Here is an 18,462-nt window from a genome sequence, read left to right on the forward strand (position 1 = left end):
ATGAAATATTCAAAATACATCACATTATTTTTTCTGATTTTTTCATTACAAAGCTGTAGTGACTTTTTAGAACAGGAACCGGGAACACAAACTTCTATAGATGAGCTTTTGCAAAATAAAAAAGGAGTTTTAACTGCATTGACTGGTTTATATACAGAACTTGAAGCTAATGTGAGAGAAGAACGTTTTGCTGTTTATGCCGATCTACAAGGTGGTAATTTAAAATTCACTCCCCTGGCAACAGGTTCAAATCGAGGACAAATTGACCCTGCTACAAATACAAAAAAAGTATATTCTTTCGAAGACGATGCATTGGCCAGTGATTATAGGTCTTTTTATGATGGTAGTTATGATATTATCAATCAGGCAAATCTAATTTTAGAATTTACTCCTGCGCTAACAGACGCTACAGAAACAGAAAAAAATCAGATTATGGCTGAGGTACTGACCATACGGGCATATATGCATTTTCTTTTGTCACTCGTTTACAGTCAGGATTACGGCTACACAACAGACGCTTCACATGACGGAATTGTCTATGCTACCCAATCTATAAAAGAGGGACTCTGGTATCCTGCACGTGAGACAGCTGCGACAACGTATGATTTAATTGTAAAAGATTTAAAAACTGCAATTTCGAATTATTCAGAGCAATCACTTCTGGCAGGTCCTTCGTATTCTTTTTTTAGTCGTAATAGTGCAAAAGCATTACTGGCAAGAGTATATCTTCACAAAAAAGACTGGATTAATGCTTATGAAACTGCAAATGATGTTATTGCCAATTCAGGCGTTATATTAACAGCTAAAGAAAATCTAATTACAGAATGGGAAAAAACAGATCTTCCTGTGTCTGAAATTTTATTGGAATTCTCAGTAAAAAAAGATTCAGAAGGAATAGTTGGAGGATCAATGTCGAAAAATTTTGGATATACATCGGCTACTAGTTTTGAAAAATATGTCGCTTCGAATGACTTGATCAATTTATATGAGCCCAATGATTTAAGAAAACAATTATTTCTGGAAAAACCACTTTTGACCTTAGTAAACGGAAAACTGATTGAGGTAAATTACAACTTTACAAAAAAGTTTCAGGATAATCCGGGTTATGTTGCTTTCAGATTGAGTGAAATGTATTTAATCCGTGCCGAAGCTGCTTTAGAAACCAACAGATCTGATCTTGCAATGACAGATCTCAACATAATTCGAGCCCGTGCTAATGCAATATTAGCAACAAATACTACGAATATTAAAGAAGATATTCTTTTGGAAAGAAGAAAAGAGTTTTGTTTTGAAGGTCATTTGTTTTTTGATCTAATGCGAAACCACAAAAATATTTCCAGAAATGACGGTTGTATTTCTACCAATTGCAGTATCAACTATCCATCTTTAAAATTTGTATTACCAATACCGACCTTTAATACTAATCTTAATCCAAATCTGAAACAAAATGAATCTTATTAAGGCACTTGCTTTCCTAATGATAGCTTCACTTACTACTTCCTGTTCAAAAGATGATTATAAAATGGGTTCTGAAATAGATCCATATGTAAGATTTCATTTTCTGGTAAAAAGCGACAATACTCCATTGGTTTATCCTGCTGTAAATGGCAGTTTAGTACCACAATCCAGTTATGTAAACAACGCAATCAAAACTTTAAAAGTGCCGGTTGCCCTGACAGCAAGTTCTTTAAAAGATCCTGTGACAGTTAATTTTAGCACTACTTCGTCAACAGGGAATACTGATAGTTTTAAAATTAATCCCGTTAACGAATTGGTATTTCAGGGAGCAAAACTTACTGATACTATTTTTATTTCTTTTGATAAAAGATGGCAGGACAAACAGACTATAACCCTGAAACTTGAAAATGCTTCGAATCCTCTGGTTCACATTGGAAATCTAAATACTGAAGCTATAAATGATATTTTCACCATCACTTTAGGAGAAATTGCAACCACTTATACTTTTCCTGAAAATCAATTTATAGTGAAAGGAGAAGCCGGTGAAAAGATTGATTTTAAAATCAATTTCCCCAATGAATTTATTCCTTCAGAAATTGAAAATCTTTCGTTTTTCAAGTTTTCAAATGGTTTTGATTATTCTTTGACACATGATGAAATCGGAGATAACAGAAATTCTATTAATTACCATCTAACACTTCTAGAAGACATACAAAATGATGATGTTCGCTATGAATCTAAAATTACATTAGTAAACATCCCTAATTATAAGGCGACCGGTAATACTACATTGCGAATTGTAAAACCTACCAAGTCACCTCGGGATATCTACGCAAATCCAGCTTCAAAATTCTATGATCTTTCTAATGCTTTTTACTTAACCTACGGTGAGCACTGGTTTGACAAAAGCGGTACTTGTGCATGGCAGACCTTTAATGCGTTCACATTTCCGGTAGTAGTTACAAAAGATAGTGAAAATGCCATATTGTATAGTGACAAAGGAACGACAAGCCCTAATGATGATGTATATCATGATGCCTTTAAAATAGGTTTTAATGTAGTTACCGGAACTAATACAGTAAATTCTTTTGGTTTAAAAAGATGGTTTTCCAATGAAAATAATTCAGCTGCAATCTCTCCTGGATTCAATATTACTTCTGCTTTAGAGTTTTTCCCCGAAAACGGAAATAGTAAAACTCAAGGAAGTGTACTTGTGATACCACAAGATATAACAGTTGGTGTAAACGAAGACAATACTCATTCCATTGCTATTGAAGGAGAAGGAACTTACAAGGAAATCAGTAATGGTTTATTTGAAATTTCTTTTGAATTAAAACTAACAAACGATAAACTTTTTGGAGGAACCGTTTCCACACAATACAGAATATACAATAACAGAGTTTATCCAAAGCCGGCTGCCTTAAATATTGATTGTCCAAAAGAAGTCACACTATAATTTATGAAATTAAAAAAATTAATAATACCAGTTTTATTGTTATTAAGTTTAACCGCTTATAAAACAATTGAAGAACCTGAATACACCGATATTCAGGAATTACGAAAGGCATATTCCAGCGGAGATCATTCAAAATGGCCTGCAGCAGAATTACACGAAAGTATCGACAAATCTAAATTTCAGGATATTGGCGTGCTTCCGGCTGTTCCTTATCCTTCTTACAATCCGTATTCTAAGGAGAAAGAAAGTCTGGGCAAAATATTGTTTTTCGATCCGAGATTATCTGTAAGCGGACAAATTGCCTGTGCTTCCTGCCACAATCCGGAATTGGGATGGACAGACAATTTAACCCGTTCTTTTGGGCACGACCGCCAGAACGGAAAACGAAATTCGATGACCATTTTAAATTCGGCTTATGCTACTTCCCTATTTTGGGACGGGCGTGCGAAAAGTTTAGAAGATCAGGCGCAGTTTCCTGTGAGTGATCCATTAGAAATGAACGAAAAACTTACCATTGCAGTCAATAAAATTGCAAAGATTAAAGGTTACAACCCGTTATTTTCAGCTGCTTTTGGAGACAAAAAAGTGACCCTTGAACGAATTCAGTATGCCATAGCAACATTCGAAAGATCCATTAACAGCCCAAAAAGCAAATTTGACCATTTCGTTAGCGGAAAGTCAGACGCTTACACAGATCAGCAGGTAAAAGGACTGCATTTGTTCAGAACTAAAGCACAATGTATCAATTGCCACAATACACCTTATTTCAGTGACAACCAGTTTCATAACGACGGACAGGTTTTATTCGGAACAAAAAATGAAGATTTCGGGCGTTACAATGTGACTAAAGATGTGAAGGATATTGGCAAATTCAGGACACCTACACTTCGTGAAGTTGTCAACACCAAACCATGGATGCACCACGGGCATTTTCCTACTTTGCTGGATGTAGTTGAATTTTACAATTTAGGAAATCCCTCTCCAGTTCAGAAAAAATACCTGGGAACGCCACGTGATTCTTTGATTCCAAAAGTTGATCCAATGCTTAAGAAATTAAATTTAAGCAAAGAAGAAATCAGTGATTTATTAGCTTTTATTGAAACATTGAGTACTCCAACCAGAAGAATAATGACGCCGGAACTTCCAAAATAAGATAGTAATAAAAGTTTGTTTTTTGCCCCAATAAATCACAAACCTAAAAAGTCCGTTTTAATGTATTTGAAACGGACTTTTTTACTGTTCATTTGACAGAATAGTTACTTTAAAGGAACCAGAACAATATTAGGTTTCGGAGCTGGCTGCATACCACTTCCCAAATAAAAACCGGTGTGAGGTGGCTGGTTATACCCTACATTTTGCCAGGCAATACTCAAACGATACTGAGGATCGTGCATCAAAGTATATTGTCTCACATTGGTTGGAATTGTCGTTGAGTAAATTCGTAATTCGGTATTGTCTTCGCTTCTTAAAATCAATTCTTCTCTCCAGTCACCAATCAGATCTGCAGAAAGTGCAGGAGTTGATTTTGTTCCGTTATTCGATACAGCTCCAGTTGCTGTAAACAATCTGCCTTTTCCGTATTTGTCAATATAATTTGAGTTTAAAAGCTCCCTTGAAGTATCGCCGTCCCAGTAAATAAGGAAATTAATAGATTTCGGGGCATCGCCAATTTTGTTTCCTTTCATATCATATAAAAATGGAGAACCTGACCACCAGCATTGTGCTCCTTTTCGGGTTGGATCAATGTTATCTGCTACACCGCGCCCAACATCTTCATTAAGAGAATCAGTAAATAGAACTTTTCCGTCAGCGGCTGAAAATACAGCTACGCCCGGACCTGTTGTTTTATTCTCAATTTCATGGATTCCAAATGCTTCCAAACCGGGAACTTCCGGATTCAGATCGGAAACATGTAAAGCATCCCCATGTCTGAAACCTGTTGTGTACAATCCTTTACCATTATCATCAACACACATTGATCCGTAAACGATTTCATCTTTGCCGTCGTTATCAACATCAGCAACTGTTAGTCCATGATTCCCCATACCGGAGTACGGATTCTCAGCATCTTTACTGTCAAAAACCCATCTTGAAGTCAGTTTTTTATTTTTAAAATCAAAGGCTGCTAAAACAGTTCTCCCGTAATAACCACGACACATTACCACGCTTGGGTGAATCCCGTCTAAATAGGCAACACAGGCTGTAAAGCGATCGATTCTGTTTCCTTTGGTGTCATTTCCTCCGCTTCCTCCATGTCCTCCCCAGCCAGCCAAATCACCACGTTCCGGAATATAATCTGTGGTTGTAACCAGTTTTCCGGTTCTTCCGTCAAAAACAGAAAGGTATTCCGGACCTTTCAGGATTTTACCAAAAGTTCCCGATTTTGGATCTCTGTCTACCCAGTCTTTAGAAGCATCTCCAACCACATTGCCCTGACTATCGGTAGTTCCGTCAGCCGTTTTACAAACCAGTTCTGCAATTCCATCACCATCCAGATCATAGACCATAAACTGTGTATAATGCGCTCCTTCGCGAATATTTTTACCTAAACTAATCTGCCATAAAAATTTTCCTTCTAAAGTATACGCCTGAAAAATAGGTGAATCAGTAATACCGGTATGCGAATTATCATGTCCTTTTCCGGTCATATGAACTATTAAATCATACTTTTCATCACCATCTAAATCCCCTGTCGAAAGATCATTCGGAATATAACCTTCAACAGGCTTTATAGCTATAGACAAATAATTTTTGTCTGCGCTTGAAGCCGGAATTGTAAAACTCCCTTTTGCATCTGTTTCATTGCCTTTTAAAACCGTTTTTACAAACCAGGTGTTTTCTTCTTTCTCATTGGCTTTGGCATCAAGAAAATTTGTCGCTCCGGTTATGGGTTTGTCGTTTAATTTTATGGCTTTCTGAGTACCGCTTTTTCGATATAAATTAAAAGCCAGATCATCAGAATCTGTCCCTAAAACACGCCAGCTGATAAAAAACTGACCTTTGTCTTTTATCGCAATTACGCCACGGTCTAAGTTTTCCATTTGTCTTTGGGCAAGTAAAATTGAACCTGACAAAAAGAATAACAGTAATAAAATTTTATTTTTCATAATTTGGTTTTGGTTGGTAAAGTTTTTATTTAGACAGGTTTTAGTCGATAAGGTTTACTTAGGAAAAAAATAATCTCGCAAAGTCGCAGAATCGCAAAGTTTGTGATTTTACATTTTTCTTTGCGTCTTAGCGACTTTGCGAGATTAAAAAACTTAGCTCCTCAGAATCTTAGCACCTTAGCATCTTCAAAAACTTAAAACATCTTTTTAAATCCTTCACTTTTAACTTTCCATGTTCCGTCTTTAGGAAAGCCCGGATTCCCAATTGTATTTCCTTCCCAACCTGCGCACATCATCGCAACAGCAGTAAGTAATCCTCCATTACCTGGAAGATAAAGCGTTAACCTTCCCGACTGATAATTGTGACCATTTTTCAGATAGGTGTTGGTTACTACATTCATAAAAAGCGCGTCAATCGCTTTTTCCGGCATTTGTAAACGGGCTGCAGACATCGCTGTCATCGGAAAATCCCATCCCCATGTTTTGTCCCATGACCAGGTATCCCAAACTAAATTGAAAGTGTTTTTCATGATCTTTTTATCCAAAAGTGAAGTCTCCGGAAGCATCCCGTAAGTTCCTAAAACTGATGGATGATCTGTCTTAAACTCTGGATTTGTGTAAGAGTCCGTAGCGCTTTCTGTTGCCAGATAAACATCTTTAGCAATTGGCAAAGGCGATAATTTTGCCAAAACCGTTTCCCACTTTTCAGGTACTTTCTGGTTTAGTTTTTTCTTCCAGTTGATTGCAGTTTTTAAAGCCCAATTCCAGTACGCCAATTCATACGTTGGATTAAAAGTTTCGATGGCTTTAAATCTTTCCTGCGCCGGAATAACCCCTGGCCCTAAAACGTAACGGTCGCTTTTACTGTCATAATTGGCAAAAGAAGCCATGAAATCAGCTGTTGCAAAAACACGTTCACTGTATAAATTTAAAGTTGCTGCTGTTGGTTTTGCCTGATAAATCAAATCGGCATAAGTAATAAAATGCGGCTGCTGCCAAATCAGGAATACCCCAACCGATGACGGACTTTCATTACCATCATAATCTGTCATTTTTTGCCATCTTGCCCCTTCAAAACCTTGTCTTTTGGCAATATTTTTAGCTTTTTCAAAAACTTTCTGATACCACGGAAGACTTTTCTCCAGTAATTCTGGTCTGTCCCAAAGTGCAAAATGTACTCCATGCCACCAATGCATTTCTAAATGTGGTTTCCCGAACCAACTGTTGTAAGTCAAACCCGTTTCTTGTGGCGGAACTTTTCCGGTACATTGCAATTTGGTAAGGTACTGCGAAAGGATTACACGACGCTCCAATTCATGTGCACGTTTGTCTGTACTTCCCGAAAAATCAACTGCTGCTCCGCTTTGCCAAAAAGATTCCCAACCAGCGATACTGCTTTTTTCAATCGCTTCAAAAGAAGGAATAACTGATTTGTTTTTATCCGTTTGAATGAACGAACAGCTCAATTCGATCGTATTGCCTTTTGAAGGTTCTACAAGAAAATAATGTTTTGCTTTTTCTTTAATCGATGCAGTTCCTTTCCATTTCAAATTAATATCATACGAAATACTGTCCATTATGTGTGTAATGATAGCTTCTGATTTATTTTTGATTTTCAGATTGCTTTTATAATCTTGTTTTCCTCCCCATTTTTTCCCCATTTCAGTCCCCGCAATAGCTACATTTGAAATAGCTACATCCTGTTTTTCTTCCCATTTCGTCCCCATATCGCCCCATAATCCTGTTGGAAAAGGGATTCGGACACGAATTTTCAAACGTCCTTGCTGAATTAAATCCGATTCTACTTTAAAGCCTACAGCATCTTTTGTCTGATCGCAGGCTGTTATCACTTTCACGGAAGTGCCTTCTACCTCAAAATAGCTCTCAATTTTTCCGGTCCATAAATTCAGCTTTTGATTAATGGCTTTAATATCTTCCGGTTTTACCAAACTTCCATCTTTTTTGGTGATTTCAAAACCTATATTTCCCAATTGCAATAAATGCGGGTTCTGACGAAACCACTCGACTGCTTCTTTTTTTCGCGCAGGTTCCTTGATTTGTGTTGAATATGAAATCTTACGACCATACTGATCTACATCTTTTAAAGTTTCGGAAAACTTATAATTCTCCGTATTTTTATAACTATCCCAACCCCATTCAGATTGCGTTCCAAGCGGAATTCCGTTTTGGTATTTTTCAGGAAAACTTTGCAATCCTGTGGCATCTACCGTAAACGCAAAACTGCCATTACCAACCGTCAAAGAAGCTAAAGTATCTATTGCAGTAATTTGAATATTATGCCTTGTTACCAATGCTTTCCTGTCTATTTTTTGCTGTGAAAAAACAGAAAAAGACAATACCAAAAAGGATACAGATAGTAATTTTTTCATATTATAGTTTTAAAATTTTATTATTGCCATTGTTATTGATTTTTGAAATTGACTTTTGAAATTGTTATTGACAAATTATCTAATTTTCAAATTGACACATTATCTAATTAAGGTAGCACTCATCAAACCAATAACCACATCATTGGCAATCGTTTTCAAAGTAAGACTTTTTAAAGTTTTATTTTTATCCAAAGGCAAATCTAAAATTGTGCCTGCCCCACCATCTATTCCAAAATTCGAAAATCCTTTGATTCCTGTAAAATCTTTGAAGGTTCTGGAAATTTCTCCCGATTTCAAATAGACTCTTGGCGGTTTTGGAGCATCTGTTGTAAATGCCAATCCGTCAACAAAATAATCCTGCTCAATTGGCCACCAGTTTTCAGGGTTTTTCAACTGTAAAATTTCTGAAGTCCCGTCTGTATAATTTACTTCAATTTCACCATTTACGATACGGCTTTGCATTGGATTTGTAGTTCCAGCAACCATAAAATAAATATGCGATGCTTTTCCGCTTAACGGAATATTGACACTTTTTGGAAAATTATCCCACTGTGATGTAAAAACAATATTTTTTAGATTTGAATCAGAAGGCGTTTTAAAAACAATTCCTTCGGGAGTTGTAATTTTTCCAGTTGATTTTGCTTTTTGACGCAATCCTGAGTCGTCCAGTTTTACAGAAACATTTGGATAACACCAATTTCCAATTCCGTTAGTTGGAAGCTGTAAGGTTACAGTTTGTGGTCTTGGAGACAAGTACTTTTCATTAAAAACATCTGTTACTTTCGAATTAAAAAAAGAAGAAAGCAAAACAGTTTCTTGTTTTTTCAAATGGTTAAATGGAATATCCCAGTTAGTAAAAGTTACTTCTTTTATTGTATTCGAATCATCTTTAACAGAAAACTTATTGGTTCCCGGAACTAATTTCTCAAACGGAATTACAACAGTTTCTTTCTGATTTGTACTTAAAGATATCTTTTGCTGAGTATCTTTTGCTGAAGCATCAAAAACTACATTTCCTTCGATCTTGTTTTCCGAATTATTTTTCAGGGTAATTTCAACAGAATTGTTTTTTAACTGAATGCTTTCTGATTCAATTTTAGGCTTTAAATCCACATCAACAGCTTGCCACCACGTTACATCTCCTTGTTTTAACTGAATAAAAAAAGTTTTATTCTTATTGCCATAAGCAATTGCCTGATATAATTTTTTGGTTTTTGAAACTTCGTTAAGAATAGACTGCGGATCATAAACTGAAATAATTTCTGCCTTAGCCGTTGCTATGTTGAAAGACTCTCCTGCTGTCAAAGACTTTATAGATTGTATTTCTTCGAAAGCTTCTCCCTTCCAGTTAATTTTCACATCATACGAAGTATTATAAGGTACTTCTATTGCAATTTTTGGATTGCCGATACTTTCCGGAATACTTTTCCAGCTACCCGATTTTCCATTAATCGTAATGTTCTGAATTCCATCAAAAGGTGCATTTACAATCAGTTTCAGGTTCATTTTTGCTGAAAACTGATTTTTTATGAGATACGAATCGGTTTTGTTTTCTCTTTTAAAACCAATTGAAATATCCGGAATATCTAAAGCCGCATGATCCCATTTTGCAGGAAATCCCGGCTGAATCGTCAGTACTTCAGCCAAAGCATCTAGCTGTATTCCAAAAAGCCCTTCAACCAAAGTTCTCGAAGCCATTCCAATTGGGTCGGCAAAATCACGATACAATTCACCACGAATTGCATCCTGATACATCAGCTGTTCAAAACCACCCGGAGAAGCGCCCAAATACATACTTTCTACTAAAGCACTTTCCCACATTTTAAAAGCTTTTTCTGATTGTCCGCCTTGCCAAAAAGCCAAAGAAGTATGCAGCTGTTCTGCCAAAGCTACATTGTTTATCGACCAGGTATAAGGCTGCCAGTTGGTTGTACTGATCATATAAAGATCGGTTTTATCAAGTCCTTCTGCTGAAATAGGAATGTGTGGAATCTGATTATCAACGTAAGAAAGCATCTGATAACTTTCAAAAGGATTCGACAATTCCGAATCAATAGTATGATAAATACTCCAAACACCCGGAACATCATGCAATAATCTGTTACCGAGAGCATCTTTATATTCTGCAAAAATTCCTTTTTTCGGAATCCAGAGTTGGTCTTTCGAAGCTTTTAAAATTTTATTCGCTTCATTCGTAAACGGCTTTTCATTCTGCTGGATCTTTTTGGCCACTTCGGCAACTGTTTTATTCGCATAAAAATTATAAGCCGAAGAATGAATCACACCGCCACCACTATATTGCAAAGCATCACTCGCCCAGATAGTCGCATAGGCATCATAAAGTCCATCATTATCAGGGTCAAAGTTTCGTTTTTCCCAGTTTAAATGTCTTTGAATTGTTGGCCACATTTCTTTCATGAACGAAGTATCTCCTGTCCACTTAAAATGTCTCAGCATCTGATCGAAAAAAACCAGATTCATATCATAATGATGTGCTACAGTGTTTTTGTTTGGATTTCGACTGATGTACCCGCTGCTGAACATTGAGGTTCCCAAAATTTCTTTCTGGCGGGCAAAATTCCGAACGGTATCCAAAACTAAAGGACCTCTTTCCGGAGTTATAACCTGTGATTTGCTGTAACTTGTAAAATGCGTTTTCGCACGGTCATGCCAACCTAACGGATCAGCAGTGTAAGCCCCACGCCATGCATTCAGGTACATACGCCATGCGATAGCTCCGTGAAGATAAGCCGGGCTCTCCCAAATTGCATCAGCAGCGATAGAAAGTGCTGAACCTAATGTATTGATATAAGGATCCGGTGTTGTAACTTTTACTCTATTCGCCAAAAGATGTGTTTCCTGAATCGATTTCTCATACAACTGTGATATTCCTTTTTGAGAAACATCCGATTTTAAATCTTCGCTTGAAAAAAGCCAATACAATTCATTTTTCGAAATAGTGTTTTTTCCTGTAACAAGCGTTAGGTTTTCCGGATTAGAACTGTATAATTCCAAAGGCGTTTTTTGTTGTTTTGGATTGGCTAACTTTACATCAGAACCCGGAAAATATCCCATCAAACTTTTGTTGTTACCCGTTTTCTGCTTATTGCTTTCAGAACCGTATTCGAGTAAAAAAGATTGTTTTTTTAAAGTGTATTTATTATTAGCACAATATTCAGGCTGCAGATAAAACACCGACTCAGGATCCGCACCAATATCGCCGTCACGGCTGAATTTTTTACCGGTAGCACCTCCGTAAGCCCAAACTAAGTTTATTTTTTTTGGTACATTTTCACCATAAATCTTTACAACAAAACCTTCTTTTTCTTTTAAGGCAACTACTTTGACAATCAGTTTACCGTTACCTAAAATAGGATCCTGAATTTCGTATTGCATCGTCCCTAATACATATTTGGTACTAATTTTTGCTACTTCAGTAATCCATTTACTTTCTTTATCGTTTATTAAACCAAATTTCAAATTCCCTCCCATTCCCGGCATGTACATCGCAAATTCAGGTAAATCTCCGGTTTCTACTCTAAAGCCTGTATTTGATCCGTAAAGTGCACGATTGAATTTTCGGGTGCCATTTTTCAAAACAAAACTATTTCCCTCGGGAACATAATGTATTTTACGCTGCGTTTTTTCCTGTCCAATAATTAGCGCAGGACACAGCAATAGCAAGCCAATGAGTGTGTGAATCGTATTGTTTTTGGTTTTCATAAAATTTGAGAATCAGAAGGCACATAAACATTATCAACGCATAATAACTTTGATAATTTAATCGCAATTTCTTCGTTTTTTTATGGTATTGCATCCTGTACCTACCTGATTTTTTCAATATCATAATTTACATTCTTTCATTTTTTTAACATCATAGTACAGGATACTATATAAATAAGTAACAGTTAGTTTTGAAAATACAATAATTTAAATAGAAAAACTTTGATAAACATTAAAACTTCCTTCTGTCTGTTTTTTTGCTTAGTAATGCATCTAAATTTATTTGCTTTGAATAGTAATTCTCTTACTGAAATTAACTCACAAGAGAACACTGAAAGTCAGTTGTTTAATTTTGGAACTGTATTAAAAAACAAAAAAGGAATATCCATAAACACTCCTTTACTATATGATGTTACCAAAGGATATGGTTTTGATCTTAATTCGGCATCTAATGTAAAAATCAATTCGAATACATTTTCCGTAAACAAACCCACTTATTTTTCTGTAAAACTTCCTGAAGGCAATTATCAGGTTGAAGTGGTTATGGGAAGTACTGAAAAAGCATCAAATATTACCATAAAAGCGGAATCACGAAGATTAATGCTGGATCAGTTTTCGATAAAAAAAGGAAAACCGGTAACCAAAATTTTTAATGTCAATGTGAGAACTCCGAAAATTGATGATAGCCAGAATGTTTCCCTTAAAGACAGAGAAAAAGACATCCTGAACTGGGATCACAAACTTACATTAGAGTTTTTAGGAGACGTAACCATTCAAAGTATAAAAATTACTAAAAAAGACAATCTTACAGTCGTTTATTTAGCGGGAGATTCAACCGTAACCGATCAGGATGTAGAGCCATGGGCTTCGTGGGGACAATTCATCACGAATTATTTTGACGATACAGTTGTGGTTGCTAATTACGCTGTTTCCGGTTCTGCACTAAGTTCTTTTAAAGGAAGCAATCGTTTAAAAAAGATTCTTTCACTTATTAAAAAAGGAGATTATCTGTTTGTAGAATTTGGACATAATGACGAAAAAATTAAAGGTGAAGGAAACGGGGCATGGGGGTCTTACTCTACGCTTTTAGCCGAATTTGTTCAGGCTGCCAGAGATAAAGGAGCGATTCCGGTTTTGGTGACGCCTACGCAAAGGCGTGCTTTTAACGAAAACGGAACTTTAAAAGAAACTCACGGTGATTTCCCTGCTGCCATGCGAACCGTGGCACAAAAAAACAATGTTGCGCTTATCGACGTTACCAAAATAACAACCGAATTATACGAAACCTGGGGCGATGAACCTTCCAGAAAGGCTTTTGTGCAATATCCAGCGAATACTTTTCCAGGGCAGGTAAAAGCTTTGGAGGATAATACTCATTTTAATAGCTTTGGAGCAAACGAAATCGCTCTTTGTGTTTTGAAGGGAATTCGCGAACTTGACATTCCGTTAAAAAAGCAAATCAAAAAAGAAGTGCCAGATTACAATCCAAAAAAACCTAATTCCTTTTCAAACTGGACACTTCCTATGAGTGACCGATTTGAAATTACTAAACCAGAAGGAAACTAACCAAACCCTACTTATGCTACTAAAAAATACAATTCAAAAACTTGCTATTGCTGCCGTTGCATTAGTTTTTAACCAAAATAGTTCCGCACAGCAAACCGATAAAGTTTACCTATCCGGAAAAGATTTTGAACATCCTGTGCAATGGGATTTTTTTTGTACCGGAGGCAACAACAGTCAGAAATGGTCTAAAATAAACGTTCCTTCACAATGGGAATTAGAAGGTTTTGGAGAATATACGTATGGAAGATGGTACAAAGAACTGAACCAAAAAGACCCCAGCAAGGAAGAAGGTTTGTACAAATATGAATTTGAAGTCCCTGCTGATTATAAAGATAAGGAGGTTATTATTGCTTTTGGCGGAGCTATGACCGATACAGAAGTCAAAATCAACGGAAAACTGGCCGGCCCCATTCATCAGGGTGGTTTTTATGAATTTAAATATGATATTACTTCTTTATTAAAATTAGGTTCTAAAAATACTTTAGAAGTACATGTGTGGAAACATTCTGCTAATAAATCCGTAAATGCAGCCGAAAGAAGAGCTGACTGGTGGCTCTTTGGAGGAATTTATCGTCCGGTGTGGTTAGAAGTTTCCCCTAAAACGCACATTCAAAATATTGCTGTAAATCCAAAAATGGATGGTTCAATTACAGTTGATCTGAATCTTAAAAATATTTCTAAAAATGTTACTTTAGAAGCTACACTTAAAGATTCAAACGGAGAAAATTTCCAAACCTTTACTTTTCCGATAAAAGCAAAAAGTACAAAGGAATCAATAGCAGCGCAATGGAAAAACATCAAACCATGGAATCCGGAAAGCCCGAATTTATATGATTTGGAACTGGTTTTAAGGCAAAACGGAAATATCATTCACAAATATGACAAACGAATTGGTTTCAGGACTTTAGAATTTAAAAAACAAGACGGAATATATGTAAACGGGACTAAAATCGTCATGAAAGGTATCAACCGACATTCATTCTGGCCGGAAGGCGGACGAAGCACCAGCAAACGCATCAGTGAACTGGACGGTAAATTATTGAAAGACATGAACATGAATGCAGTGAGAGGACATTATCCTCCTGACACCCACTTTTTGGAAGTTTGTGATTCTTTAGGTCTTTTTGTTTTAAATGAACTGGCAGGCTGGCAAAACTCGTATGATACGGAAACCGGAAATAAATTAATAACCGAAATGGTTACCCGAGATGTCAATCATCCATCGGTAATTATTTGGGATAACGGTAATGAAGGCGGTTGGAATTACAACGTTGATAAAGTTTTTGAAGATAATGATCCACAAAAAAGAATCGTAATTCACCCATGGGCTGATTTCAATGGTTGGGATACGCACCACTACCCTACTTATTTAACAGGCATGCATCGTTTTAATGCCGGAGAAAATGTATTTTTCCCAACCGAATTCATGCACGGAACTTACGATAACGGACACGGAGCAGCTCTGGAAGATTTCTGGACCAGATACAAACAAAGTCCACTTTTTGCCGGAGGATTTATGTGGGCGATGCTGGACGAAGCTGTTTTCCGTTCAGACTGGACAGGAGATGCTAAATTTGACTCAAAAGGTTCTTTGGCAGCTGATGGAATTTTAGGACCGCACCGTGAAAGAGAAGGAAGCTATTATACCGTAAAAGAAGTTTGGGCACCTATTCAGTTTCAGCCAAAACAGGTTACAGCCACTTTTGACGGATCTTTTCTAATTACTAATGATTATCTTTTCAGCAATCTGAATTCCTGTAAAATGGAGTTTAAAGTCCTGAAATCTGATAATGATGTTTTATATACTAATGGAACTTCAAAGGAAATAAGTTCAGGTAAAATTGAAATTCCGAGCATTAATCCGGGTGAAACACGTAAGATTCAGTTCGCTGTTCCAAACAATCTGGCAGAAGGAGATATTTTATCCATTTCGGCTTATGATCAGTTTAATAAAGAAATTTATACCTGGACGTGGCCAATTCATAAAGCAAAATATTATGCTGCTAAATTTTTAGCGGTTCAAAATACAAAAACAAAAGCTTCTGGTGTAAAAACCGGAAATGATGTTACTTTAAAAGGAAATGATGTTACAGTGGTTTTAGATGCTGCAACCGGAGAAATTACTTCAGTTAAAAACGGTACAAATACAATTCCGTTAACCAATGGTCCAAGACCAATCGGAATGAAAGCCAAATTAAAAGACATCCAGGTTTCTCAGGAAGGCGATAAAGCGGTTTGTACAGTTTCTTATAGCGGAGGTTTATCTTCCATCAAATGGATTATGGAACCGGACGGAAGATTCAAAATGGAATTGATTGCCCTGAAAAATGCTTCAGGCGGAGAAGGCTTTGACGGTGCCTTTTTTGAAGACAAAATAAACTCCTGGGGCGTTACTTTCAGCTTTCCTGAAAAGGACGTAACCGGCATCAAATGGTTTGGAAAAGGTCCTTACCATGTCTGGAAAAACAGATTAAAAGGAACTACTTTCGGAATCTGGGAGAAAGATTATAATACTACGATTACCGGAGAAAGTTTTGAAAATCTGATTTATCCTGAATTCAAAGGATATCATGCCAATTTATTGGGAGCAAACTTAAAAGCTGGAGCTTCATCATTCAAAGTTTTTAGTGAATCTGATAATTTATACTTGAGATTATTCACACCGGATTTGCCTAAAAATGGTTTCGCCGGAAGCTATCCGCAGCCTGCATTTCCTGAAGGCGATATTTCGTTTATGTATGAAATTCCGGCTATGAGAGATTTTAAACCTTTGGAACATCAGGGACCAGAAAGCCAGGCAACTAACATCAGAATTAAAAGCGGTGATGACGGAATCAAAATGAATTTATGGTTTGATTTTAGGAAGTAAAAATTTGTTTCAGGTTTGGCTTGTTTCAGGTTTCAGGTTTTGCTCTTCGTCTATAATTTATGTTCATAGTATGTTCATAGTTTTGTCATTCTGAGGAACGAAGACACGAGTGATAACGAACTGGCGAAGCAATCTTCGCGAGAAACTCTACAAAGATTGGCGATATAGATTGCGGAGCTACTTACGGAGATTCTTCGTTCCTCAGAATGACAAACTGGATGGAATTAAACAATACAAAAAATACATTTTACATTTCACAAAATACATTTCACACATATGAAATCGATTAAAATAATTACAATACTAATTTTGGGTTTATTATTTTTCAATTTTACTCCAAAACAAAAAGATAACAATAAACCCACAGTTTACACCGTAGGCGATTCCACTGTAAAAAACGGCAGAGGCGACGGGTCCGGCGGACTTTGGGGCTGGGGAGATTATATTGGGCAGTTTTTGGATACTATGAAAGTCAGAATCGAAAATCATGCTTTGGGCGGTACCAGCAGCAGGACTTTTCAGGATAAAGGTTTGTGGACAGCCGTTTTGAACAAACTAAAAAAAGGAGATTATGTCCTGATTCAGTTCGGACATAATGATGACGGGCCATTAAACGATACCCTTCGTGCCAGAGGAACAATTAAAGGAATCGGAAACGAAACTGAGGAAATCGACAACATGCTGACCAAAAAGCATGAAACGGTACATACTTATGGCTGGTACATTCAAAAAGTAGTTCAGGAAGCCAAGTCAAAAGGCGCTATTCCTATAATTTGTTCGCCAATTCCAAGAAACGACTGGAAGGAAGGAAAAGTGCCTCGCAACAATAAATCATACGGATTGTGGGCGAAACAAATTGCTGAAAAAGAAAAGGTAACTTTTATCGAGCTAAACGATAAAATGGCGATTGAAATGGAAAAACTCGGCGAACAGAAAGTAACCGGAACTTATTTCTACAAAAAAGACCATACGCATCCCTCTGCAAAAGGGGCTGCATTAGCCGCTTCTTTAATTATCAATGAACTTAAAACAAGCAAAAATTCATTAAAAAAATACATTTTAGAAAACCCGAAAATTGTATTGCCTGCAAAGAAAAAACTATACTTAATCGGCGACTCTACTATGGCAAGCAATAACAATGAAAATGCTGTTGGCTGGGGTGTTGCTTTTCCGAAGTATTGTGATACTACCAGAATTGAAGTGATCAATAAAGCACGTGGCGGCAGAAGTACCAGAACATTCGAAAAAGAAGGTCTATGGGATGCTGTAAAAAATCAATTAAAACCAGGGGATTATGTAATGATCCAGTTTGGTCATAACGATGCCGGAGCTGTTGATAAAGAAAAATTCAGAGGATCATTAAAAGGAAACGGAGACGAAACACAACAAGTAGTTCGTGACAGCTTAACCGAAACGGTACATACTTTTGGCTGGTACATGCAAAAATTCATTAGGGAAAGCAAAGAAAAAGGCGCAATTCCGATTGTTTTGAGTCAGACACCACGAAACGAATGGCCGAATGATAAAGTAGAACGCAGAACCGATACGTATGGAAACTGGTCTAAAATTGCAGCCGAAAGGGAAAAAGCATTTTATATTGACCTGAATGAAATTGTAGCTCTAAAATATGAAGCTTTAGGCAAAGAAAAAGTAAAATCGTTTTTTCCAAAAGACCACACACACACAGGTGCTGAAGGAGCTGATTTTAATGCTCTTGCGGTAACCGAAAGTCTTAAAAAGATAAAAGATTGCGGGCTTAGGGAATATATTGAAATTCCAAAATAAGTTATTTGTCAGATGTTATAAGTTAAATGCCAAAACTAATAACTTATAATTCATTAATGCTTCAATTTTTTCCAAAAAAAACCTCGTTTAATTTAAACGAGGTTTTTA

9 protein-coding genes are annotated in these 18,462 nt (G+C 36.6%); 6 read left to right on the forward strand and 3 right to left on the reverse strand.

Annotation, left to right across the window (positions count from 1 at the left end; translation table 11 throughout):
- The 3 genes from OZP09_RS02115 to OZP09_RS02125 are packed head-to-tail and all read left to right on the forward strand — an operon-like array spanning position 1 to position 4,066.
- Positions 1-1,461: a RagB/SusD family nutrient uptake outer membrane protein gene (locus OZP09_RS02115; RefSeq protein WP_281310203.1), complete on the forward strand. Its 1,461-nt coding sequence runs from the start codon at positions 1-3 to the stop codon at positions 1,459-1,461.
- Positions 1,448-2,914 carry a hypothetical protein gene (locus OZP09_RS02120; RefSeq protein WP_269236296.1) on the forward strand — a complete coding sequence of 489 codons (1,467 nt, stop codon included), beginning with the start codon at positions 1,448-1,450 and terminating at the stop codon, positions 2,912-2,914. The genes OZP09_RS02115 and OZP09_RS02120 overlap by 14 nt, the downstream gene beginning before the upstream one ends.
- Before the next feature lie 3 nt (positions 2,915-2,917).
- A complete protein-coding gene (locus OZP09_RS02125) occupies positions 2,918-4,066 on the forward strand; it encodes a cytochrome-c peroxidase (protein WP_269236297.1) in 1,149 nt (382 codons plus the stop codon).
- 104 nt (positions 4,067-4,170) lie between these two features.
- On the opposite strand, the gene OZP09_RS02130 is transcribed toward OZP09_RS02125, so the two are convergent.
- The 3 genes from OZP09_RS02130 to OZP09_RS02140 form a co-directional block, all read right to left on the reverse strand.
- The gene (locus OZP09_RS02130) at positions 4,171-6,021 is read right to left on the reverse strand and encodes a rhamnogalacturonan lyase (protein WP_269236298.1); all 1,851 of its coding nucleotides are present in this window, start codon (positions 6,019-6,021) and stop codon (positions 4,171-4,173) included.
- Positions 6,022-6,215: 194 nt separating this feature from the next.
- Positions 6,216-8,411, reverse strand: coding sequence for a hypothetical protein (locus OZP09_RS02135; protein WP_269236299.1), 2,196 nt, complete (start codon positions 8,409-8,411; stop codon positions 6,216-6,218).
- Between the two features lie 99 nt (positions 8,412-8,510).
- A complete protein-coding gene (locus OZP09_RS02140; protein WP_281310204.1) occupies positions 8,511-12,134 on the reverse strand; it encodes a DUF4450 domain-containing protein in 3,624 nt (1,207 codons plus the stop codon).
- 288 nt (positions 12,135-12,422) lie between these two features.
- On the opposite strand from OZP09_RS02140, the gene OZP09_RS02145 reads away from it, so the two are divergent.
- The 3 genes from OZP09_RS02145 (at position 12,423) to OZP09_RS02155 (ending at position 18,354) form a co-directional block, all read left to right on the forward strand.
- Positions 12,423-13,700, forward strand: coding sequence for a rhamnogalacturonan acetylesterase (locus OZP09_RS02145; RefSeq protein ID WP_269236303.1), 1,278 nt, complete (start codon positions 12,423-12,425; stop codon positions 13,698-13,700).
- A 13-nt stretch (positions 13,701-13,713) separates the two neighbouring features.
- Positions 13,714-16,569 carry a glycoside hydrolase family 2 protein gene (locus tag OZP09_RS02150; RefSeq protein ID WP_281310205.1) on the forward strand — a complete coding sequence of 952 codons (2,856 nt, stop codon included), beginning with the start codon at positions 13,714-13,716 and terminating at the stop codon, positions 16,567-16,569.
- A 276-nt stretch (positions 16,570-16,845) separates the two neighbouring features.
- Complete coding sequence (locus OZP09_RS02155) at positions 16,846-18,354, forward strand: rhamnogalacturonan acetylesterase (RefSeq protein WP_281310206.1); 1,509 nt, start codon at positions 16,846-16,848, stop codon at positions 18,352-18,354.
- The last annotated feature ends 108 nt before the right edge of the window (positions 18,355-18,462 follow it).

This window comes from Flavobacterium flavigenum, from assembly GCF_027111255.2.
GTDB classification, from domain to species: Bacteria; Bacteroidota; Bacteroidia; order Flavobacteriales; family Flavobacteriaceae; genus Flavobacterium; species Flavobacterium flavigenum.

What these genes read in the sequence shown, in the direction of transcription:
- OZP09_RS02115 (WP_281310203.1), top strand. Translation starts at nt 1, where the DNA reads ATGAAATATTCAAAATACATCACATTATTTTTTCTGATTTTTTCATTA.
- OZP09_RS02120 (WP_269236296.1), top strand. Translation starts at nt 1,448, where the DNA reads ATGAATCTTATTAAGGCACTTGCTTTCCTAATGATAGCTTCACTTACT.
- OZP09_RS02125 (WP_269236297.1), top strand. Translation starts at nt 2,918, where the DNA reads ATGAAATTAAAAAAATTAATAATACCAGTTTTATTGTTATTAAGTTTA.
- OZP09_RS02130 (WP_269236298.1), bottom strand. Translation starts at nt 6,021, where the DNA reads ATGAAAAATAAAATTTTATTACTGTTATTCTTTTTGTCAGGTTCAATT.
- OZP09_RS02135 (WP_269236299.1), bottom strand. Translation starts at nt 8,411, where the DNA reads ATGAAAAAATTACTATCTGTATCCTTTTTGGTATTGTCTTTTTCTGTT.
- OZP09_RS02140 (WP_281310204.1), bottom strand. Translation starts at nt 12,134, where the DNA reads ATGAAAACCAAAAACAATACGATTCACACACTCATTGGCTTGCTATTG.
- OZP09_RS02150 (WP_281310205.1), top strand. Translation starts at nt 13,714, where the DNA reads ATGCTACTAAAAAATACAATTCAAAAACTTGCTATTGCTGCCGTTGCA.
- OZP09_RS02155 (WP_281310206.1), top strand. Translation starts at nt 16,846, where the DNA reads ATGAAATCGATTAAAATAATTACAATACTAATTTTGGGTTTATTATTT.